At 71.4% G+C, this 20,344-nt stretch carries 18 protein-coding genes; 12 read left to right on the top strand and 6 right to left on the bottom strand.

Going from position 1 to position 20,344, the window contains the following annotated elements; genetic code table 11:
- Positions 1 to 71 precede the first annotated feature (71 nt).
- Positions 72 to 1,481 (bottom strand): DNA repair protein RadA, encoded by a 1,410-nt coding sequence (radA, locus tag M2283_RS09005; RefSeq protein WP_280875602.1) that lies wholly within the window; start codon positions 1,479 to 1,481, stop codon positions 72 to 74.
- 250 nt (positions 1,482 to 1,731) lie between these two features.
- Here radA and M2283_RS09000 point away from each other — a divergent pair, with 250 nt between their 5' ends.
- Entirely contained in the window at positions 1,732 to 3,429 is a 1,698-nt protein-coding gene (locus M2283_RS09000; RefSeq protein WP_280875601.1) for a BACON domain-containing protein, read from the top strand.
- A gap of 4 nt (positions 3,430 to 3,433) precedes the next feature.
- On the opposite strand, the gene M2283_RS08995 is transcribed toward M2283_RS09000, so the two are convergent.
- Positions 3,434 to 4,258: a hypothetical protein gene (locus tag M2283_RS08995; protein WP_280875600.1), complete on the bottom strand. Its 825-nt coding sequence runs from the start codon at positions 4,256 to 4,258 to the stop codon at positions 3,434 to 3,436.
- A gap of 71 nt (positions 4,259 to 4,329) precedes the next feature.
- Here M2283_RS08995 and M2283_RS08990 point away from each other — a divergent pair, with 71 nt between their 5' ends.
- The 4 genes from M2283_RS08990 to ilvD all read left to right on the top strand — a co-directional run bounded on the left by M2283_RS08990 (position 4,330) and on the right by ilvD (position 8,837).
- Entirely contained in the window at positions 4,330 to 5,262 is a 933-nt protein-coding gene (locus tag M2283_RS08990; RefSeq protein WP_280875599.1) for a Ppx/GppA phosphatase family protein, read from the top strand.
- Between the two features lie 128 nt (positions 5,263 to 5,390).
- Positions 5,391 to 6,215 (top strand): sugar phosphate isomerase/epimerase family protein, encoded by an 825-nt coding sequence (locus tag M2283_RS08985; RefSeq protein ID WP_280875598.1) that lies wholly within the window; start codon positions 5,391 to 5,393, stop codon positions 6,213 to 6,215.
- Complete coding sequence (locus M2283_RS08980) at positions 6,212 to 6,817, top strand: TetR family transcriptional regulator (RefSeq protein WP_280875597.1); 606 nt, start codon at positions 6,212 to 6,214, stop codon at positions 6,815 to 6,817. Before M2283_RS08985 ends, M2283_RS08980 begins: the two co-directional genes overlap by 4 nt.
- 166 nt (positions 6,818 to 6,983) lie before the next feature.
- Entirely contained in the window at positions 6,984 to 8,837 is a 1,854-nt protein-coding gene (gene ilvD, locus M2283_RS08975) for a dihydroxy-acid dehydratase (RefSeq protein WP_280875596.1), read from the top strand.
- A 115-nt stretch (positions 8,838 to 8,952) separates the two neighbouring features.
- Here ilvD and M2283_RS08970 read toward each other — a convergent pair whose 3' ends face one another.
- On the bottom strand, positions 8,953 to 11,058 hold the full coding sequence (locus M2283_RS08970) for a serine/threonine-protein kinase (protein ID WP_280875595.1): 2,106 nt from the start codon (positions 11,056 to 11,058) through the stop codon (positions 8,953 to 8,955).
- 180 nt (positions 11,059 to 11,238) lie between these two features.
- Here M2283_RS08970 and M2283_RS08965 point away from each other — a divergent pair, with 180 nt between their 5' ends.
- The 3 genes from M2283_RS08965 (at position 11,239) to M2283_RS08955 (ending at position 12,961) form a co-directional block, all read left to right on the top strand.
- A complete protein-coding gene (locus M2283_RS08965; protein ID WP_280875594.1) occupies positions 11,239 to 11,556 on the top strand; it encodes an SH3 domain-containing protein in 318 nt (105 codons plus the stop codon).
- 43 nt (positions 11,557 to 11,599) lie between these two features.
- Positions 11,600 to 12,103 carry an EamA/RhaT family transporter gene (locus M2283_RS08960; protein ID WP_280875593.1) on the top strand — a complete coding sequence of 168 codons (504 nt, stop codon included), beginning with the start codon at positions 11,600 to 11,602 and terminating at the stop codon, positions 12,101 to 12,103.
- An 87-nt stretch (positions 12,104 to 12,190) separates the two neighbouring features.
- A complete protein-coding gene (locus M2283_RS08955) occupies positions 12,191 to 12,961 on the top strand; it encodes a class I SAM-dependent methyltransferase (RefSeq protein WP_280875592.1) in 771 nt (256 codons plus the stop codon).
- Here M2283_RS08955 and M2283_RS08950 read toward each other — a convergent pair.
- Positions 12,925 to 14,367 (bottom strand): SulP family inorganic anion transporter, encoded by a 1,443-nt coding sequence (locus M2283_RS08950; protein ID WP_280875591.1) that lies wholly within the window; start codon positions 14,365 to 14,367, stop codon positions 12,925 to 12,927. The two genes, M2283_RS08955 and M2283_RS08950, sit on opposite strands and share 37 nt — an antisense overlap.
- Before the next feature lie 266 nt (positions 14,368 to 14,633).
- On the opposite strand from M2283_RS08950, the gene M2283_RS08945 reads away from it, so the two are divergent.
- From M2283_RS08945 to proC, 3 genes are all read left to right on the top strand, one after another.
- Complete coding sequence (locus M2283_RS08945) at positions 14,634 to 15,491, top strand: ABC transporter ATP-binding protein (RefSeq protein WP_280875590.1); 858 nt, start codon at positions 14,634 to 14,636, stop codon at positions 15,489 to 15,491.
- Positions 15,488 to 16,288: an ABC transporter permease gene (locus tag M2283_RS08940; RefSeq protein ID WP_280875589.1), complete on the top strand. Its 801-nt coding sequence runs from the start codon at positions 15,488 to 15,490 to the stop codon at positions 16,286 to 16,288. The genes M2283_RS08945 and M2283_RS08940 overlap by 4 nt, the downstream gene beginning before the upstream one ends.
- Before the next feature lie 61 nt (positions 16,289 to 16,349).
- Complete coding sequence (proC, locus tag M2283_RS08935; protein ID WP_280875588.1) at positions 16,350 to 17,162, top strand: pyrroline-5-carboxylate reductase; 813 nt, start codon at positions 16,350 to 16,352, stop codon at positions 17,160 to 17,162.
- 49 nt (positions 17,163 to 17,211) lie between these two features.
- On the opposite strand, the gene M2283_RS08930 is transcribed toward proC, so the two are convergent.
- Positions 17,212 to 17,799: a cysteine hydrolase family protein gene (locus M2283_RS08930; protein ID WP_280875587.1), complete on the bottom strand. Its 588-nt coding sequence runs from the start codon at positions 17,797 to 17,799 to the stop codon at positions 17,212 to 17,214.
- Positions 17,800 to 17,874: 75 nt separating this feature from the next.
- Here M2283_RS08930 and M2283_RS08925 point away from each other — a divergent pair, with 75 nt between their 5' ends.
- Positions 17,875 to 18,918 (top strand): GlxA family transcriptional regulator, encoded by a 1,044-nt coding sequence (locus M2283_RS08925; protein ID WP_280875586.1) that lies wholly within the window; start codon positions 17,875 to 17,877, stop codon positions 18,916 to 18,918.
- On the opposite strand, the gene trpS is transcribed toward M2283_RS08925, so the two are convergent.
- Positions 18,834 to 19,883, bottom strand: coding sequence for a tryptophan--tRNA ligase (gene trpS, locus M2283_RS08920; RefSeq protein ID WP_280875585.1), 1,050 nt, complete (start codon positions 19,881 to 19,883; stop codon positions 18,834 to 18,836). The two genes, M2283_RS08925 and trpS, sit on opposite strands and share 85 nt — an antisense overlap.
- Positions 19,884 to 20,344 lie beyond the last annotated feature (461 nt).

Here is a 20,344-nt window from a genome sequence, read left to right as displayed (position 1 = left end):
CGGTCGCAGGTTGCTGGGACACCCCCGTTCGCACTTCACGTTCGTACGGACGGGCGAGACCAGGGCAAAGTCTACCGGCGGTCCTCCGCGTCCCGTGGGGCCTCTCTCCTACGGGAGCTCGGAAGGACCCTCAGAGCGTCCCCTATGTCCGCGACTTCCAGCACCTTCATGCCGTTCGGGATCTTGCCCGGGTCGCCCGGCACGAGGGCGTGGGTGAAGCCCAGACGGTGTGCTTCGGAGAGCCTGCGCTGGACGCCCGTGACCCGTCTGACCTCGCCCGCGAGGCCCACTTCGCCGATCGCGACCAGGTTCTTGGGGAGCGGGGTGTCGCTCGCGGCGGAGGCCAGGGCGAGGGCGATCGCCAGGTCTGCGGCCGGTTCCGAGAGTTTTACTCCGCCGACCGTCGCGGAGTAGATGTCCCGCTTGCCCAGGGCGCTGATCCGGCCGCGCTGCTCCAGAACCGCGAGCATCATCGAGACGCGGGAGGTCTCCAGGCCCGAGGTGGTGCGCCTGGGGGAGGGGATCTGCGAGTCGACCGTGAGTGCTTGGACTTCGGCCACCAGGGGGCGGCGGCCCTCCAGGGTGACGGTCAGACAGGTGCCGGGGACCGGCTCCGCGCGGCGGGTCAGGAACAGGCCGCTCGGGTCGGCCAGGCCCGTGATGCCCTCGTCGTGCAGCTCGAAGCAGCCGACCTCGTCCGTCGTGCCGTAGCGGTTCTTGACGCCCCGTACGAGGCGGAGGCGCGCGTGGCGGTCGCCTTCGAAGGAGAGGACCACGTCCACGAGGTGTTCCAGGAGGCGGGGGCCGGCGATCGCGCCGTCCTTGGTGACGTGTCCCACGAGGAGGGTGGACATGCCGCGCTCCTTGGAGGCGCGGATCAGGGCGCCGGCCACCTCGCGGACCTGGGCCATGCCGCCGGGGGCGCCGTCGATCTCCGGGGAGGCCACCGTCTGCACCGAGTCGAGGATCAGGAGCGAGGGCTTCACCGCGTCCAAGTGGCCGAGGATCGTGGCCAGATCGGTCTCGGCGGCGAGATACAGGTGGTCGTCGATCGCCTTGATCCGGTCGGCGCGCAGCCGGACCTGGCTCGCCGACTCCTCGCCGGTGACATAGAGGGTGCGGTGCTCGTCGCTCGCCGCCTTGGCCGCCACGTCGAGCAGGAGGGTCGACTTTCCTACGCCGGGTTCGCCCGCGACGAGGACGACCGCGCCGGGGACCAGGCCGCCGCCGAGCACCCGGTCCAGCTCGGGCACGCCGGTCGAGCGGGCGGTGGCCTGGCGGCCGTCGACCTGGCCGATGGGCACCGCGGAGGTGGTGACGCGGCCCGGTGCCGTCGTGCGGACGGCGGGCGCGCCGTACTCCTCGACCGTCCCCCACGCCTGGCACTCGGAGCAGCGACCGAGCCACTTGGCCGTCTGCCAGCCGCACTCGGTGCAGCGGTAGGACGGACGGTCCTTGGTGGTCTTCGTACGGGCAGCCATGAACGGAACCGTAGTCGAGGCCACTGACATCGCCGTCGGACGCCGGGCCCGACAACCCGACAGCCCGGCCGCCGACCGGTCCGGGCGGGCCGGCGCGCGGTGCGCGCCCCCGAGATCCGGCCACCTCCTGTCAGGAACAGGCCACGGAATTCGGGGTTCCTGTACCCGATTGAGGGATCGTTTCACCCGTACGGATTAAAAGTGCTCAAGGTGCCGGAAGGGGCCGTCGTGGGCCGCCTACGGTCCACGGATGATGAGCAGCAGTCCGGAGACCTCGCCCCGCACCACCGGCGCGCACCGGGCGCGTCGGGAGGCGCGTGACCGTGCCGCGGCGCGCACGCTGGCGCAGCGGCCGCCCGCGCGCTACGAGCCGTATCTGGACGGGCTGTTCACCTACTGTCTGTCCGTCCTGTGCGACCACGACTCGGCCACCGAGGCGCTCGGTGACGTCCTCGCGCTCGCCGAGCGGCGCCGCGGTCCGGAAGCGGACGGCGATCGCCGGGCCTGGCTGTACGCGCTGGCCCGCTGGGCGTGTCTGCGCAAGCTGGCCGAGGCCAAGCAGAAACGTCAGGGCACCCACGCGGCGGGCCGTCACGAGGGTCACCAGCCCACCGCCGCGCCCGTCGCCGTCGAGGTCCAGGAGGAGCGGCGGCGTGAACTCGCCCTGCTCGCCTGGCCGGAGGCGGCCGGCACCACCCCGGAGCAGCGCGAGGCGCTCGAACTCGCCGTGCGCCACCACCTCGCCGCCCACGAGGTCGCGGCCGTCCTCGGCCTGGACCTGGCCGCCGCCCGCGAACTGCTGGCCTCCGCCGCCTGCGAGGTCGAGCGCACGCGCGCGGCCCTCGCCGTCGTGGAGACCGGCAACTGCCCGAGCGTCGCCCGGCTCACCGGCGATCATCAGCTGGTGCTCAGCACGGCCCTGCGCAAGGAACTCGTCCGGCACGTAGACGACTGTCCGCACTGCCGCCGCAGCGCCGAGCGCGCGATCCCCGGCCCCTGGCCCGGCGCGACGCTCGCCCCCGCCGAACTCGCCGTCCTGGAGGCGCCCCGCGCGGCCCTGCACACCGCGCTGGCGCATCACCCACGCGCGCGTGGCGCCGCCGCACCTCGCTTCGACCGGCGCGGCTTCCCGATGGACCCCAAGGACCGCGCCGCCCGCCGCGACCGCCTGCGCGCGCGTGCCGTCACCACGACCGTCGTCGCCACCGTCGTGGCCGCCCCCGTGCTGGCCCTGTGGGCCGCCTACCGCGGCGAGCCGGTCGGCGAGGGACCGGATGGGCGCAGTGCCACCGCCAGCGAGGCACACGGCCCCGGCCTGCTCGACGGCGAGGCGGCCGGCACCGGCTACGAGAACGCCGGAAACGCCAGCACCAGGCCGGGCCCGCGCTTCGGCAAGGGCGACAAACCGGATGTCTCCGTGGAGGTCATCAGCGTCATCGGCGCCGGCCGCAAGGGCGCCGGACACCTGGACGTCTCGGCCGGCAACAGCGGCGACACCACCCTCGTCACCCTCACCGCGACCGGCTCGGCCCCGGTGCGCTGGTCCGCCACCACGGGCGCCTCCTGGCTCTACCTCAGCCAGTCCTCGGGAACGCTCGCACCGGGCGAATCGTTGACGATCAAGGTGTACGTCGACCATCTGCGCGAGCCGTCCGGCCACTGGAGCGCACGGGTGGCGATCTCACCGGCCGGCGCCGTCGTCTCCATCGACGGCTACGGCACCGCGCCCAGTCCGTCCGACCCCGGTTCCGATCCCGGCGACCCGCCGCCCTCGTCGTCCGATCCCGACCCGACCCCGACGACCTCGGCGCCCTCGGACCCCACCCCGAGCGACCCGCCGCCCTCGTCGTCCGACCCGGATCCGACGCCCACCGACACGGCCCCGTCCGACCCGGGCGGCTCGCCGCCGCCCGGCGACGGCGGCGACCCGAGCCCCTCCACCTCGTAGCGCGTCAGTCCACCGGGTCCGCGGGGTGCGGGGCCAGCAACGGCAGCTGCGAGGCCAGCCGCTCCTCGCACAGCTCGACCAGGCGGTCGTAGCCGGCCTTGCCCATCAGCTCGGTCAGCTCGGGCCGGTAGGACACGTACACCGGGTCGCCCGCGCCGTGCGCCGAGGTCGCCGACGTGCACCACCAGTGCAGGTCGTGGCCGCCCGGACCCCAGCCCCGGCGGTCGTACTCACCGATGGAGACCTGGAGCACGCGCGTGTCGTCGGGCCGGTCGATCCAGTCGTAGGTCCGCCGCACCGGCAGCTGCCAGCACACGTCCGGCTTGGTCTCCAGCGGTTCGAGGCCCTCCTTGACGGCCAGGATGTGCAGCGAGCAGCCCGCGCCGCCGGCGAACCCGGGCCGGTTCTGGAAGATGCAGGAGCCCTGGAAGGGACGGGTCTGGCGGTCGCCGTCCTCGTCCTCCGAGACCCAGCCGCTCTCGCGGCCCTCGTCGTGGTGCTGCCAGATGTCCGGGGTGAGCCGCTCCACGAAGCCGGCGACGCGTTTCTCATCGTCCTCGTCGGAGAAGTGGGCGCCCAGCGTGCAGCACCCGTCGTCCGCGCGGCCCGCCTGGATGCCCTGGCAGCCACTGCCGAAGATGCAGTTCCAGCGCGAGGTCAGCCAGGTCAGATCGCACCGGAAGATCTGCTCGTCGTCCGCCGGGTCGGGGAACTCCACCCACGCGCGCGCGAAATCGAGCCCCTTCTCGTCGGCTGCCCTGGCCTTCTTCGCCGCCTTCGACGTTTTACCCGTCGACTTGTCGGCCTTTGCCTTTTTCGTCTTTGGCACGAGACCAGGGTAAGGCGCCAAGGGCGGCATCGAGGACGGAGGACCGTTCAGCTGGCAGTAGCGTTCTGTACATGAGACTCGGTGTCCTCGACGTGGGATCGAACACGGTGCATCTGCTGGTCGTGGATGCGCACCCGGGCGCGCGCCCGCTGCCCGCGCACTCGCACAAGGCGGAGCTTCGCCTTGCCCAACTCCTCGACGAGGACGGGGCCATCGACCCCGAAGGCGTGGACAAACTGATCTCGGTCGTCCGCGAGGCCGTACAGGCCGCGGAGGACAAGGGCGTCGAGGAAATGCTGCCCTTCGCGACCTCCGCCGTGCGCGAGGCCAGCAACGCCGACGACGTCCTCGCGCGCGTGCAGGCCGAGACCGGCGTCGAGCTCCAGGTCCTCAGCGGCGCCGAGGAGGCCCGGCTCACCTTCCTCGCGGCCCGCCGCTGGTTCGGCTGGTCCGCGGGCAAGCTGCTCGTCCTCGACATCGGCGGCGGCTCCCTGGAGATCGCCTACGGCATCGACGAGGCGCCCGACGCGGCCGTCTCCCTCCCGCTCGGCGCCGGCCGCCTCACCGCCGGCTGGCTCCCCGGGGACCCGCCCGACCCCGAATCGATAAGGGCGCTGCGCCGCCACGTACGGGCCCAGATCGCCCGCACGGTCGGCGAGTTCACCCGCTTCGGCGCCCCCGACCACGTCGTCGCCACCTCCAAGACCTTCCGCCAGCTGGCCCGCATCGCCGGCGCCGCCCGCTCCACCGAAGGCCTCTACGTCCAACGCGAACTCAAGCGCGAGTCCCTCGAAGCCTGGGTCCCGCAGCTCACCGGCATGACCACCCACCAGCGCTCCGAACTCCCCGGAGTCTCCGAGGGCCGAGCCGGCCAACTCCTCGCCGGCGCCCTGGTCGCCGAGGGCGCGATGGATCTGTTCGGTGTCGAGACGGTGGAAATCTGCCCCTGGGCGCTGAGGGAGGGCGTAATTCTGCGGCGACTTGACCGTATGCGTCCCGTATAGCGCGCCCCGAAAGGGGCGCGGGGAACGGCGCGAGCAACCACGAACGAACCCGCACCCGCCCGTGGCGAACCCCACAACGGCCAATAGGCGCCCCGCCCCACCCAACCGCACCCCGTAATCTGTCCCCCATGGCGGAGCCAGTCGTGAGGATCCCGGATGCGAAGGTCGCCCTGTCAACGGCCTCGGTGTACCCGGAGTCGACAGCGACCGCCTTCGAGATCGCCGCGCGCCTCGGCTACGACGGCGTAGAGGTCATGGTGTGGACGGACCCGGTCAGCCAGGACATCGAGGCACTGCGCAGACTCAGCGACTACCACCAGGTCCCGATCCTCGCGGTCCACGCCCCGTGCCTGCTCATCACCCAGCGGGTGTGGTCGACCGACCCGTGGATCAAGCTCCAGCGAGCCCGCGCGGCAGCGGAGAAACTGGGCGCGAGCACAGTGGTCGTACACCCCCCGTTCCGCTGGCAGCGCCAATACGCGCGGGATTTCGTGAGCGGGATGTGGCGCATGGCGGACGAGACGGATGTGCGGTTCGCCGTCGAGAACATGTACCCGTGGCGCTATCGCGACCGCGAGATGCTGGCGTACGCCCCCGACTGGGACGTCACCAAGGACGACTACCGGCACTTCACGATCGACCTCAGCCACAGCGCGACCTCCCGCGTCGACGCGATGCACATGGTCGACCGCATGGGCGACCGGCTCGGCCACGTCCACCTCGCGGACGGCCGGGGCTCGGCCAAGGACGAGCACCTCGTCCCGGGCCGCGGCACCCAACCCTGCGCCGAACTGCTGGAACGTCTCGCCCTGACCGGCTTCGACGGCCACGTCGTCATCGAGGTCAACACCCGGCGCGCGATGTCCAGCGCCGAACGCGAGGCCGATCTGGCCGAGGCGCTCGCCTTCACGCGTCTGCACCTCGCCTCCGCGCTGAAGGTGCCCCGACGGTGACCGAGGCCACCTCCCGGCGCCGCGGCCGGCGTCCGAACACGGAGTCCGCCGACACCCGCGACCGCATCCTGACCGTGGCCCGCGAGGAGTTCTCCGAACGCGGGTACGAGAAGACGTCCGTACGGGCCATCGCCAAGGCGGCCGGCGTGGACTCCGCGCTGGTGCACCACTACTTCGGCACCAAGGAGCAGGTCTTCGAGGCGGCCATCGCGGTCGCCCTCGCACCCGCGCAGAACGCGCCGGCGGCGGTGGCCGACGGCCCCCTGGACTCCGTCGGCGAGCGTCTGACCCGCTTCATCTTCGGCGTCTGGGAGAACCCCACCACCCGTACGCCCCTGCTGGCGATCGTCCGCTCGGCGGTCAACAACGAGGCCGCGGCCGCTGTCTTCCGTCGGCTGGTCGTCTCCCAGGTGCTGGGCCGGGTCGCGGTCCAGCTGGACGTGCCGGACGCGGAGCTGCGGGCCGAACTGGCGGGGGCGCAGCTGGTGGGGTGCGCGATGCTGCGGTACGTGATCAAGGTCGAGCCGCTGGCGTCGGCGGACGTGGAGCAGGTCATCGCGCGGGTGGCGCCGGTGGTGCAGGGGCATCTGACGGGGCCCTGACCGGCCCGAGCCCCCGTCGACGCCCTCGGTCACCGAGACACCCGTCCCGCATTCCGGACACCGCGTCCCGACCCCTGGATGACGGGCGTACGCTCGAATGCAGTCAGAAGTCTCCTACGACCGTCTCCGAAGTCTCTGACGACCCTCTCTGAAGGAGCGAGCGACGATGCCCGAGCTGAGGTCCCGCACAGTCACCCACGGCCGCAACATGGCGGGCGCCCGCGCCCTAATGCGCGCCTCCGGTGTACCCGGCGCGGACATCGGACGCAAGCCGATCATCGCGGTCGCCAACTCGTTCACGGAGTTCGTCCCCGGGCACACGCACCTGCAGCCGGTCGGGCGGATCGTCAGCGAGGCGATCACCGAGGCCGGTGGCATCCCGCGCGAGTTCAACACCATCGCCGTCGACGACGGCATCGCGATGGGCCATGGCGGCATGCTGTACTCCCTGCCCTCCCGCGACCTGATCGCGGACAGCGTGGAGTACATGGTCGAGGCGCACTGCGCCGACGCCCTGATCTGCATCTCCAACTGCGACAAGATCACCCCCGGCATGCTCATGGCGGCACTGCGCCTGAACATCCCGACGGTCTTCGTCTCCGGCGGTCCGATGGAGGCCGGCCGCGCCACGCTGGTCGACGGCACGGTCCGTACGCTCGACCTGATCGACGCGATGGTCGATGCCGCCAACGACAAGATCTCGGACGCGGACGTCCTCCGGATCGAGGAGAACGCCTGTCCGACCTGCGGCTCCTGCTCCGGCATGTTCACGGCCAACTCGATGAACTGCCTGACCGAGGCGATCGGCCTGTCCCTCCCGGGCAACGGCTCGGTCCTCGCCACGCACACGGCCCGCAAGGGCCTGTACCAGGACGCGGCCCGCACGGTGATGGACGTCACCCGCCGCTACTACGAGCAGGACGACGAGACGGTCCTGCCGCGCAACGTCGCCACCTTCGCGGCCTTCCAGAACGCGATGGCGCTCGACATCGCGATGGGCGGCTCCACCAACACGATCCTGCACCTCCTCGCCGCGGCGCAGGAGGCGGGCGTCGCCTTCGGCCTGGAGGAGATCAACGAGGTCTCGCGCCGGGTCCCGTGTCTCGCCAAGGTCGCCCCGAACGTCGCGAAGAACCGCACGTACTACATGGAGGACGTGCACCGCGCCGGCGGCATCCCCGCCCTGCTGGGCGAGCTGCACCGCGCGGGCCTGCTGAACGAGGACGTCCACTCGGTCCACAGCCCCTCCCTCGCGGACTGGCTGAAGACGTGGGACGTCCGCGGCGGCTCGCCCTCCCCGGAGGCGCTGGAACTGTGGCACGCGGCCCCGGGCTGCGTCCGTTCCGCCGAGGCCTTCTCCCAGTCGGAGCGCTGGGAGGAACTGGACGAGGACGCGGCGGAGGGCTGCATCCGCAGCGCCGAGCACGCGTACTCCAAGGACGGCGGCCTCGCGGTCCTCAAGGGCAACCTCGCCGTCGACGGCTGCGTGGTGAAGACGGCCGGCGTCGACGAGTCCATCTGGACCTTCGAGGGTCCCGCGGTCGTCTGCGAGTCGCAGGAGGAGGCCGTCGAGAAGATCCTGAACAAACAGGTCACGGACGGCGACGTGGTGGTCATCCGCTACGAGGGTCCCAAGGGCGGCCCCGGTATGCAGGAGATGCTCTACCCGACCTCCTTCCTCAAGGGCCGCGGCCTCGGCAAGACCTGCGCCCTGATCACCGACGGCCGCTTCTCCGGCGGCACTTCGGGTCTGTCGATCGGCCACGCGTCCCCCGAGGCGGCCTCCGGCGGCACGATCGCGCTCGTCGAGGACGGCGACCGCATCCGCATCGACATCCCGAACCGCACGATCGAGCTCCTCGTCGACGACAGCGAACTCGCCCGGCGCGAGCAGGAGTTGGGCGGCGTGTACGCCCCGAAGAACCGCGAGCGCAAGGTCTCGGCGGCCCTGCGGGCCTACGCGGCGATGGCGACCAGCGCGGACCGCGGCGCGGTGCGGGACGTGTCGAAGCTGGGCTGAGTGGCGTAGCTGGGCGAGTGTTGAAGTCGGGCTGAGGTTTCCGCCTGCTTCTCAGGGGCTGTCCCTTCGGGGGCGGCCCCTTTCGCCTGCCCTGCCCTCTGCTTGCCCTCGGGGGCTACCAGTCCGCCGGCTTACGGGAGTTCACCGCAAAGACGGTGCCGTCAGGGGCGGTCGCGTAGACGTGGCTGCCGGCGAGAACCGGCCGCGGAACCGTCCCGGCGACCTGGCCCGAGTTCGCGCCCGGTCGCGCCGGAGTCTGCCCGACGAGCCGTCCCGTGCCGGCGTCGACCGCGAGCAACCGCCCGTCGCCCGCCGCGAGATACACGTGGTCGTCGTCGGCGACCGGCTCCGAGCCCCGGCTCACCGAGGTCTCCAGGTGCCAGAGCCGTTTGCCCGCCTCCATGCCGACCGCGTCCAACGCGCCGTCGGCGGCCAGGAGATAGACGACGTTCCCGTGCACGGTCGCCCGGGCGTCGGGGCGGGCGACGGGGAGGGCCACCCGGCGCGAGGACTTGTCCGCCGGGGTGTACCGGACGACGGCGTCCGTGTCGCCGTAGACCGGGTCGGTGGACAGGAGGAAGACGGAGCCGTCGTGGACACCGACGGGCGTCAGGTTCCCGTCCAGGCTCGCGTCCCAGCGCACCGCTCCGGTGGTCGGGTCGACGGCGGTGACCCGGGTGCTCGACCCGTCGGCGGACTGGCCGGAGGTGTACGCCAGCGCGTCACCCGCGAACGAGATGAAGTACGGCCGACTCTGGCCCGGTATCCGGCGCTCCCACTTCGTCTCGCCCGTCGCGGCGTCCACGCCGGTGACCGTGCCGTCGGAGTGGGTGAGCAGCAGCATCCCGCCGACGGCGCGGAACGAGGTGTGCGCGGGCATCTTCCGCTGCCAACTCACCTTGCCCGAGGCGGGATCGAGCGCTTCGAGCCGTGGGCCCTGGTCCACCAGCGGCTGCACGAGACCGCCCGCGAGGACGGGCGGCCCGCTCCGTTGCGCCGCGGCCACCGAGTGCCGCCACAGCAGACTGCCGTCGGAGGGGTCGAGGGCGAAGACCGAGCCGGACCGCGCACAGATCAACTGCCCGGTCCCGTACGAGCATTGCGGCGTGCCCGACTTCCCGGCCGCCGCGTCCGAGGTCCAGGGGCGGAACCCGGACGGCGCCGCCGCCGACGTCGTGGGGGCGCTCTCTTCCGCAGTGGCACCGCTGTCGCCGACCAGTTGAACGCCGGCCAGCGCACCGCACGCGACGAGGGCGAGGCTGAGCAGACCGGCCGCGAGGGCCACCTTTCTTCGCCGGCGTCCTCCGGGAGACCGCTCCGGCTCCGGCTCCGGCGCGGGTGCGACCTCGCGGTTCGTCCGCTGGGCCGGTATGAAGGCCTGCGTGTCGTAGGAGGCCGCCACCGACCGCAGTTCCCGCATCAACTCGTCGGGCGTGGGCCGGTCTTCGGGCTCCTTGGCCAGACACCGCAGCACGAGCGGCGCGAGATTCTCCGGTACGCCGCTCAGATCCGGCTCGTCGTGCACGACCTGGTAGGCGACGACGTAAGGGCTGTCGGAGTCGAACGGCCCCCGCCCGGTCGCCGCGTGCACCAGCACCGACCCGAGCGCGAAGACGTCGGCGGCGGGGCCGACTTCACGCGGACGCCGGAACTGCTCGGGCGCCATGAACGGCGGGGTGCCGATCAACTTCCCGGTCTCGGTGCGCAGTTCGCTGTCCTTTGGCCGAGAAATGCCGAAGTCGATGACCTTGGGCCCGTCGTCGGCAAGCAGCACGTTGCTCGGCTTCAGGTCCCGGTGGACCACCCCGACCCGGTGGATGTCACGTAGCGCCTCGGCCAGTCCGGCCATCAGCCGGCGCAACTCGGCAGGGGCCATCGGCCCGTTCCGCTTCACCTGCTCGGCGAGGGTCGGACCGGGGATGAACAGCGTTGCCATCCACGGCCGTTCGGCCTCGGGATCGGCGTCCACGACGGACGCGGTGAACGCCCCGCTCACCCGCCGCGCGGCGGCGACCTCCTGCCGGAAACGGCCCCTGAACTCGGGGTCCTTGGCGAAGTCGGCGTGCACGACCTTCACCGCGAGCTTCATCCCGGAAGTGCTCTGTGCCAGATGCACGACCCCCATGCCGCCCGAGCCGAGGCATGACTCCAGGCGGTAGTGACCGGCGTACTCGGGAAGTTCCGCTTCCGCGCCCGCTCCGGTGTTGCCCTGTGGCGCCATGGGACCACTCCCGTGCTGTTCGTCCGCGCGCGACGCTCGGAGCCTAGTCGATGAGGCGTTCGGGACAGAGGCGGCTTGCTGGCGTTCGTGTGCGAGTTGCGTACATGTGTTTCATGGCGTGTTTTAGGGGAATCAATGGGGCCCCATGGCAGTCATGGGGACCAACGGGGGAGGTTTTTCATGTCCATTGACCGCACGGAGGAGGCCGGGAGCGCCGAGAGCGCCCAGGCCCTGACGGCCGCCGCGACCGTCCGCCACTACTCGGTCGCGCCGGGTGTCCGCCTCAACGTCCGCAGTGGTCCCGGCACGAGCTACGGCATCGTGCGGGTCCTGGCCGCGGGCGCCAAGGTGCCGATCTACTGCCAGACGCCGGGTACGCGGGTGACGGGCCCGTACGGCACGAGCAACATCTGGGACAACATCAGCAACGGCGAGTACGTCTCCGACTCCTACGTCCTCACCGGCAGCGACGGCTACGTCGCCGACCGCTGCGGCTGATCCCGGCAGGGAGCCCGCCCCGCCTCGGCGCCATAATCGTCCCGTGAGCGACGAAAACGGCACCCAGGACACGGCGGGCTCCCCCTCAGGGCCCCGCCCCGAACCCCTCCGCTTCTTCGGCACCACCTGGGTGAGCCACGACAACGGCTACGCGCTGCGCCGCATCGGCGTCGCCGTCGGCTCCCTCGCCGCCGGGGTCGCCTCCTGCCTCGTCCTCCGCTTCGCCTACCAGGGCCTCCAGCTCGCCGACACCGGCTCCTTCGTCACCGTCCTGGTCGTCGCGATGTTCGCGATCTGCAGCGCGCTCGCCTTCCGGCACACCTGGGAGGCGTTCGGCAAGCGCCCCGACCCCGACCGCCAGGCCTCCCTCCGCGGCCTCCTGGCCATCGGCTTCGTCGGCTCCCTCGCCGCGTACTTCTTCCGCTCCCTCACCGAGGCCCCCGGCGAGAAGCTCCACCGCGAGGAGTACGAGACGGCCCGCGAGGAGTACGAGAAGCGCAGCACCCGCCGCACGGGCAACCCGTCCAAGAAGCGCCGCCGGAAGTAGCACCGCCGCAAGCAGCGGGGCCGCGGCTTCCGCTTCCCCCGCGAAAAACTCACGCTCCCCTTTACCCGACGGGTCCACCATGGCCGTATGACCGCCTCCTTCCACGCCACCCGCGCCCACTCCTTCAACGCCGCCGCGGCCCAGTACGCCGCGAACCGTCCCTCCTATCCGCCCGCCCTCTTCGACGCGGTCGAGGACCTCGCCGGCCGCTCCCTCGAAGGCGCCCGGGTGGTGGACGTCGGTGCCGGGACGGGGATCGCGACCGCGCTGCTGCACGGGCGCGGCGCCGAGGTGGTCGCGGTGGAACCCGGGGAGGGCATGGCGGCGCAGTTCCGGCACACCAACCCCGGTATCCCGATCGTGCGGGGCAACGGCAACCAACTGCCCCTCGCCGACGCCTGCGCCGACTTCGTCACCTACGCCCAGGCCTGGCACTGGACCGAGCCCGTCCACGCGGTCCCGGAGGCGCTGCGGGTACTGCGGCCGGGCGGCGCGCTGACGCTGTGGTGGAACACGAGCGCCCTCGACGTCCCGTGGATCGACGCGCAGACCGAACGCATCCGGCGCCACTTCGGCGCCGACGGCGTCGTCGACCGCAACGGCAGCGGCATGCACTCCGCGCTCGCCGACCCCACCGGCCGGCTCCACTTCGCGCACCGCCGCGTCCGCTGGAGCCGGGACGTCCCCGTGGACACCCACCTCGCCAACATCAGCAGCCACTCGATCTTCCTGGTGCAGGACGAGGAGAGCACGGAGGCCTTCCTCGCCGAGGAGCGCGACCAGCTGCTCACGGTCTTCCCGGGTGGGATCGTCGAGGAGATCTACGTCGTCGAACTGCTCGTCGCCACCGGTTCCTGACCCCGTGCGGCGGCCCACCCCTCCAGGGCCGCCGCACAGGCATGGTCCAGGTGCCGCAACCCGCCCAGCTCCAGCCGCACCTCCCGGTCGACCGGCAGCGCTTCGAGCGCGTCCAGCAGCTTCGGCAGCCGCAGGAACGTGGCGTGGCCCAGGACCCGTACGACGATCCCGGCCGCCCCGCGGTCCTCCGTCTCGACGTGCACATGGCTGACGTCCCAGGCCGTCTTGGCCACCGCCAGCGTCAGCCCCACCAACACTCCCTCGAACAGGTTCCCGACGACGATCGCCCCCGCCGTCACCACCAGCACGACCACCTCCCCGCGGTGCCCGCGCCACAGCCCCCGCACCTCCCGCACCGGCACGAGCTTGCACCCGGCGTGCACGAGCAGCCCGGCCAGCGCCGCCACCGGAATCACCCCGAGCACCCCCGGCACGACGACCGCGAAGAGAAGCAGCCACACCCCGTGCAGCAACCGGGACGCCTTGGTCCGCGCCCCCGCGTGAACGTTCGCGGTGCTTCGCACGATCACCGCAGTCATCGGCAGCGCCCCCAGCAGCCCGCACACCGCGTTCCCCGCACCCTGCGCCAGCAACTCGCGGTCGTAGTCCGTACGCGGCCCCCGGTGCAGCCGGTCCATGGCCGCCGCGCTGAACAACGACTCCGCCGACGCGATCAACGCGAACGCCACGACGGTCCCGATCACCCCCACTTCCGTCAGCCGCCCGAAGTCCGCCACCTCGGGCACTCGTACGGCATCGAGCAGCCCCCGCACCTCGACCCGCCGCACGCCCAGGCCGAACACCCCGGTCACCGCCGACACCACCGCCACCGCCACCAACGGCGCAGGCACCACCCGTGCCCCCCTGCGCCAACGCGGCCACAGCAGCAATACCGCAATGGTGGCACCCCCCACTGACAACGCCACCGGATCCACCTGCCCGGGCAGCGACACCAGCCCGGCGAGCTTGCCGAGTCCGCCGGCAGGCGCCGCCATGTCGCCCAGCGCGTAGACCTGACCGGCGATCAGCACCAGCCCGATGCCGGCGAGCATCCCCTGCACCACGGCCATGGACACGGCCCGGAACCAGCGCCCGAGCCGCAGCGCCCCGAGCCCCAGCTGCACAAGCCCGGCCCCGAACACCAGCACGCCGAGCGCCTGGACGCCGTAGCGGTGGACGGCCTCGTACACGAGCACGGTCAGTCCCGCCGCCGGCCCGCTCACCTGGAGGCTGCTGCCGGGCAGCGCCCCGGCGACCAGTCCGCCGACGATCCCGGTGACCAGACCCAGTTCGGCGGGGACTCCGGAGGCTATGGCCACGCCCACGCAGAGCGGCAGCGCGACGAGGAACACGACTAGGGAAGCGAGCAGATCGGCCTTCTGTACGACGCCACAGCGCTTGCGCATGACGGGAGCACCTCCGGTGATCAAACGGGAGATGCGTGGGCGCCGAGCCGGGGGAGGGCACGGCAGACCTACGTGCGCGGCATATGACCTCGCACTGAAATCCATTGTCGGGAAAGGGAGTTGGCCGCGCACTCGATTCGTGTTGCCGACCCGTGAACGCGGAAGCGCAGATACCGGACCGACCCATTCCGATCACGCCGGCACGCGCCTGCGCCGTCGGATGCACCCGCTTGACGGCATCGCCGCGCGAGAGCATTATTCATCGCATGATGAATTACGTTGCCGACCCACCCGGCACGGGACGTGAACCCGCCGTCCACGCCGAGAACCTCACCGTCGTCCGCGGCCCCCGCACCGTCCTGCACAGCCTCGACTTCACCGTCCCGCGCGGCCAGATCACCGGCCTGCTCGGCCCCTCCGGCTGCGGCAAGTCGACCCTCATGCGCTCGATCGTCGGCACCCAGGCGAAGGTCACCGGCACCCTGGACGTCCTCGGCCGCCCCGCCGGCCACCCCACCCTGCGCACCCGCATCGGCTACGTCACCCAAGCCCCCTCCGTCTACGACGACCTGACCATCCGCCAGAACCTGGACTACTTCGCCGCGATCCTCGACCCCGGCCGCTCCGGCACCGACCGCCGCCAGGACGTCGAACGCGTCCTCACCGACGTCGACCTCACCAGCCACGCCGACTCCCTCGCGGGCAACCTCTCCGGCGGTCAGCGCAGCCGCGTCTCCCTCGCGGTCGCCCTCCTCGGCACCCCCGAACTCCTCGTCCTCGACGAACCCACCGTCGGCCTCGACCCCGTCCTGCGCCGCGACCTGTGGACCCTCTTCCACGCCATCGCCGCCGATCGCGGCGCCACCCTCCTCATCTCCTCCCACGTCATGGACGAGGCCGAGCGCTGCCACCGCCTCCTGCTCATGCGCGCGGGCGAGATCCTCGCCGACGACACCCCCGAGGCCCTGCGCACCCGCACCGCCACCGAGACCGTCGAAGCGGCCTTCCTCCACCTGGTCGACGAGGCGAGCGCAGCCGCCCGCGATGACTCCCGCGAGAACTCCCGTGATGACTCCGGCGACGGCTCCCGTGAGAACTCCCGCGCGAAGGAGAACACCCGATGAGTACGACGACCACGGCCCCCACCGGCACAGCGGCACCGAAGCCCGCCCCCACCGGCGCCCTCAACGCCGCCCGCACCCTCGCCACCGCGACCCGCGTCCTGCGCCAGCTCCGCCACGACCCGCGCACCATCGCGATGCTGATCCTGATCCCCTGCGTGATGCTGTTCCTGCTGCGCTACGTCTTCGACGGCAGCCCGCGCACCTTCGACAACATCGGCGCCTCGCTCCTCGGCATCTTCCCCCTGATCACGATGTTCCTGGTCACCTCGATCGCCACCCTGCGCGAACGCACCTCCGGCACCCTCGAACGCCTCCTCGCCATGCCGCTCGGCAAGGCCGACCTCATCGCCGGCTACGCCCTCGCCTTCGGCGCCCTCGCCATCGTCCAGTCCGCCCTGGCCACCGGCCTCGCCGTGTGGTTCCTGGGCCTCGACGTCACCGGCAGCCCCTGGCTGCTACTCCTGGTCGCGCTCCTCGACGCCCTCCTCGGCACCGCACTCGGCCTGTTCGTCTCGGCCTTCGCGTCCTCGGAGTTCCAGGCCGTCCAGTTCATGCCGGCCGTGATCTTCCCCCAACTCCTCCTCTGCGGCCTGTTCACCCCCCGCTCCAACATGCACCCCGCCCTGGAGGCCGTCTCCGACGTCCTGCCCATGTCCTATGCCGTCGACGGCATGAACGAAGTCCTCAAACACACCGACATGACCGCCACCTTCGTCCGCGACGCCCTCATCGTGGCCGGCTGCGCCCTGCTGGTCCTGTGCCTGGGCGCGGCAACCCTGCGGAGGCGCACGGCATGACGGCGTTCCGCCAGCCGGACAGCCACCTCCCCCCACGCACCGCCGGTGCGAGGATGAACCCATGACCCAGAAAGTCGCAGTCCTCGGCACCGGCAAGATCGGCGAAGCCCTGCTCAGCGGAATGATCCGCGGCGGCTGGACCCCCGCCGACCTCCTGGTCACCGCACGCCGCCCGGAGCGCGCCGAGGAACTGCGCGCCCGTCACGGTGTCACCGCGGTCACCAACCAGGAAGCCGCCAAGGCCGCCGACACCCTGATCCTCACGGTCAAGCCGCAGGACATGGGCAACCTCCTCGACGAACTCGCCCCGCACGTCCCCGCCGACCGCCTGATCATCAGCGGCGCGGCGGGCATCCCCACCTCCTTCTTCGAGGAGCGCCTGGCCGCGGGCACCCCCGTCGTCCGCGTCATGACGAACACGCCCGCCCTCGTCGACGAGGCCATGTCCGTCATCTCCGCCGGCAGCCACGCCACCGAGGCCCACCTCGCCCACGCCGAGGAGATCTTCGGCGCCGTCGGCAAGACCCTGCGCGTCCCCGAGTCCCAGCAGGACGCCTGCACCGCCCTCTCCGGCTCCGGCCCGGCCTACTTCTTCTACCTGGTCGAAGCCATGACCGACGCCGGAATCCTGCTCGGCCTGCCCCGCGACAAGGCCCACGACCTCATCGTCCAGTCCGCGATCGGCGCCGCCGTCATGCTCCGCGACAGCGGCGAACACCCGGTCAAGCTCCGCGAGAACGTCACCTCCCCGGCCGGCACCACCATCAACGCCATCCGCGAACTCGAGAACCACGGCGTACGAGCCGCCCTCATCGCCGCCCTCGAAGCCGCCCGCGACCGCAGCCGCGAACTGGCCTCAGGCAAGAAGGACTGACCCCCACTCGACCGACTGGCCCGACCGACGTCCACCAGGCGGCGCCCCCTCACACCGCCGCCGAGTCCACCACCTCCTTCGTGGTGACCACGCGCGCGAAGCCACCCCCGTGCAGCGACACCGCCGCCGCCTGCCCGACTTCGTCCGCGGTCCGCCGCCAGCCGAACGGCCCCTCCAGGTCGAAGGTGTACGTCGCGTCGTACGGCACCACCACGTCGTACCCGAGATTCCCGCCCATCCGGGCCGTCGTCTCCACGCACATGTTCGTCTGGATCCCGGCCAGCACGACCTGCGAGATCCCCGCCTCCGTCAGCCAGGCCCCGAGATCCGGCGTCCCCAGAAACGCCGAGTTCACGGTCTTCGTCACAAACAACTCGGGCCCGCTCCCCTTCCCCCTCCTCTCCGCTACGTACTGCTTCAGCTCGTTCCCCTCGTACCCGGGCCGCAACGGCGACTCGGGCTTCGACGAGTCGTGCCGCACGAACACGACCGGCCGCCCCGACGACTGCCATACGTCGATCAACTGCGCGATGTTGTCATCGGCCCCCGGGTTGTTCCGAGGCCCCCAGAAGTCGGCCTCCTCGAAGCCCTTCTGCACGTCCACGACCACCAGTGCTGCGTTCTCCGCTATCTCCATGACCACCATCCTGGCGCCGTGGGCACGCCCGCCCCAGAGCGCCAAAAGCCAGCGGCCGATGGTTTACTGCCACCCATGGCCCAAGCCAGCACCGACACCCCGGCCAGTCCCTACCGCGTCGCCCTCGTCGCCTTCCCCGGCATCCGCGCCTTCGACGTCTCCGTCATCACCGAGGTGTGGGGCACCGACCGCACCGACCGAGGCGCCCCCGCCTTCGACCTGCGCCGGGTCGCCACCGACACCACCCCCGTCCCGATGCGCGGCGGCCTCACCCTCCTCCCCGACCGCACCCTCACCTGGCTCCCCCGCGCCGACCTGATCGTCGTCCCCGGCCTCGACGACCACGTCACCCCCGCACCCACCCCCGTCCTCGACGCCCTGCGGCGCGCCCACGCCCGCGGCACCACCATCGCCGCCCTCTGCGGTGGCGCCTTCACCCTCGCCCAGGCCGGTCTCCTCGACGGACGCCGCGCCATCACCCACTGGAACCTCGTCGCCCTCCTGCGTGCCCACCACCCCCGTGTCACCGTCGTCCCCGACGCCCTCTTCATCGAGGACGACAACCTCTGGACCGCGGCCGGCACCGCAGCCGGCATCGACCTCTGCCTCCACCTCGTCCGCCGGTCACACGGCGCCGAGGCAGCGGCCACCATCGCCCGGTCGATGGTCACCGCCCCCTTCCGCACCGGAACCCAGGCACAGTTCATCGAGCACCCCACCCCGCGCACGGACCGAGACGCCGACACCCTCGCCGCCGTACGCGAGCACGCCCTGCGCCACCTCGACGAACCGCTCACGGTCGCCGACCTGGCCACCCACGCGGGCATGTCGCCGCGCAGCTTCGCCCGTCACTTCACCGCGGAGACCGGCACGACCCCGCTGCGCTGGCTCCTCGACCAGCGCATCGCCGCAGCCCAGAAACTCCTCGAACGCACCGACCTCCCCATGCCCGAGGTCGCCCGCCGCGCCGGCTTCGGCAGCGAGGTCACGATGCGCCAGCACTTCGCATCGCGCCTCGCCACCAGCCCACGCGCCTACCGCGCCGCGTTCAGCACCGGCTCCGTCACGGGTTCCGTCACCGGCTCCGACACGGGCTCCAGCAGCCCGATCGCCCGGTAAGCCGTATCCACCGTCGGCCGCGCCATGGCCCGAGCCTTCTCCGCACCATCCCGCAGCACCCCCTCCACATAGCCAGGATCCGCGCACAACTCCTTGTGCCTCGCCTGTACGGGCTTGAGGATCTCGACCACGGCCTCGGCGGTGTCCTTCTTCAAGGACCCATACGACTCATATACACCGCTCAAGGCCTCGGGGTTCCCACCCGTGCAGGCCGCGAGGATCTCCAGCAGATTGGCGATCCCCGGCCGACCCTCCCGGTCGTAGACGACCTCCTGCCCGCTGTCGGTCACGGCCCGCATGACCTTCTTGCGCACCACGTCCGGCTCGTCGAGCAGGTAGACGATCCCCGACCCGGAGTCCTCCGACTTCCCCATCTTCGAAGCCGGCTCCTGGAGGTTCATCACCCGTGCCGCGACCTGCGGAGTGGTCGCCTTCGGCACCACGAACGTGTGCCCGTACCGCTGGTTGAACCGCAACGCCAGATCCCGCGTCAGCTCCACATGCTGCGTCTGGTCGTCCCCCACCGGCACCTCGTCGGCCGAGTACGCCAGGATGTCCGCCGCCATCAGCACGGGATAGGTGAGAAGGGACAGCCGCACACTCCCACCGCGCTCGCGCTCCTGCGCGGCCTTCTCCTTGTACTGGATCATCCGACGCATCTCGCCGTCAGTGGCCACGCACTCCAGCACATACGAGAGCCGGGCGTGCTCGTCCACATGACTCTGTACGAAGACGGTGCACAGCTGTGGATCAAGTCCCGCCGCCAGCAACAACGTCGCGGCCTGCCGACTCAGCCTGCGTACTCTCGCTGGATCGTGGTCCACGGTCAGCGCGTGCAGGTCGACGACGCAGAACAACGCGTCCGACCGGTGCTGGTCCACATCGACCCACCGCCGCATGGCTCCCAGGTAGTTCCCCAGGGTCAGGTGTCCGGTCGGCTTGATCCCGCTGAAGACCCGAGTCATTTCCACTCCACCTCCTGATCGAGACCGCCGCCCCGGCGGCCGACCCTCAGGAGCTCTGGAGGGAGAAACGAGAACGGCCGCCGAGGCGGCGGCCGTTGAGTGCATACGTGCGCACGGCCGCCGTCAGGCGGCCCACCAGAGCTGGGTGCACGTACGCGTAGTCATGGCCCCAGAGTACGCCTCGGGGCCCCCGTCCGACCGCGAGTTGACACACCCAGATCCGGTACGTACTGTTCTCCGAGTTGTCCGACGTGAGCGCCGACTCCGGTCGGTCCCCGGACAGCCATTCCGCAAGTACCAACCACTAGTCGACTAACAGTCGGTCTGACTGTCGTCGTGTTATTGGCGTGCGTATTCGCGAAATGAGGAATCCGCGTTCGAAAGAGCGCAGCACCCGATTAGCGTCGGGGGCGGGAGTCCGCTAAAGTCTCACTCGTCGGAACGGCCCAACAGCCGGAAAG

Source organism: Streptomyces pseudovenezuelae (assembly GCF_029892565.1).
Taxonomy (GTDB): Bacteria; Actinomycetota; Actinomycetes; order Streptomycetales; family Streptomycetaceae; genus Streptomyces; species Streptomyces pseudovenezuelae_A.
The sequence above is the reverse complement of the archived record's forward strand: the minus strand, read 5'-3'. Positions and strand labels throughout refer to the sequence as shown.

Coding starts and splice junctions, on each gene's coding strand:
- radA (WP_280875602.1), bottom strand. CDS start 1,481: ATGGCTGCCCGTACGAAGACCACCAAGGACCGTCCGTCCTACCGCTGC.
- M2283_RS09000 (WP_280875601.1), top strand. CDS start 1,732: ATGATGAGCAGCAGTCCGGAGACCTCGCCCCGCACCACCGGCGCGCAC.
- M2283_RS08990 (WP_280875599.1), top strand. CDS start 4,330: ATGAGACTCGGTGTCCTCGACGTGGGATCGAACACGGTGCATCTGCTG.
- M2283_RS08985 (WP_280875598.1), top strand. CDS start 5,391: ATGGCGGAGCCAGTCGTGAGGATCCCGGATGCGAAGGTCGCCCTGTCA.
- ilvD (WP_280875596.1), top strand. CDS start 6,984: ATGCCCGAGCTGAGGTCCCGCACAGTCACCCACGGCCGCAACATGGCG.
- M2283_RS08970 (WP_280875595.1), bottom strand. CDS start 11,058: ATGGCGCCACAGGGCAACACCGGAGCGGGCGCGGAAGCGGAACTTCCC.
- M2283_RS08965 (WP_280875594.1), top strand. CDS start 11,239: ATGTCCATTGACCGCACGGAGGAGGCCGGGAGCGCCGAGAGCGCCCAG.
- M2283_RS08955 (WP_280875592.1), top strand. CDS start 12,191: ATGACCGCCTCCTTCCACGCCACCCGCGCCCACTCCTTCAACGCCGCC.
- M2283_RS08950 (WP_280875591.1), bottom strand. CDS start 14,367: ATGCGCAAGCGCTGTGGCGTCGTACAGAAGGCCGATCTGCTCGCTTCC.
- M2283_RS08945 (WP_280875590.1), top strand. CDS start 14,634: ATGATGAATTACGTTGCCGACCCACCCGGCACGGGACGTGAACCCGCC.
- M2283_RS08940 (WP_280875589.1), top strand. CDS start 15,488: ATGAGTACGACGACCACGGCCCCCACCGGCACAGCGGCACCGAAGCCC.
- proC (WP_280875588.1), top strand. CDS start 16,350: ATGACCCAGAAAGTCGCAGTCCTCGGCACCGGCAAGATCGGCGAAGCC.
- M2283_RS08930 (WP_280875587.1), bottom strand. CDS start 17,799: ATGGAGATAGCGGAGAACGCAGCACTGGTGGTCGTGGACGTGCAGAAG.
- M2283_RS08925 (WP_280875586.1), top strand. CDS start 17,875: ATGGCCCAAGCCAGCACCGACACCCCGGCCAGTCCCTACCGCGTCGCC.
- trpS (WP_280875585.1), bottom strand. CDS start 19,883: ATGACTCGGGTCTTCAGCGGGATCAAGCCGACCGGACACCTGACCCTG.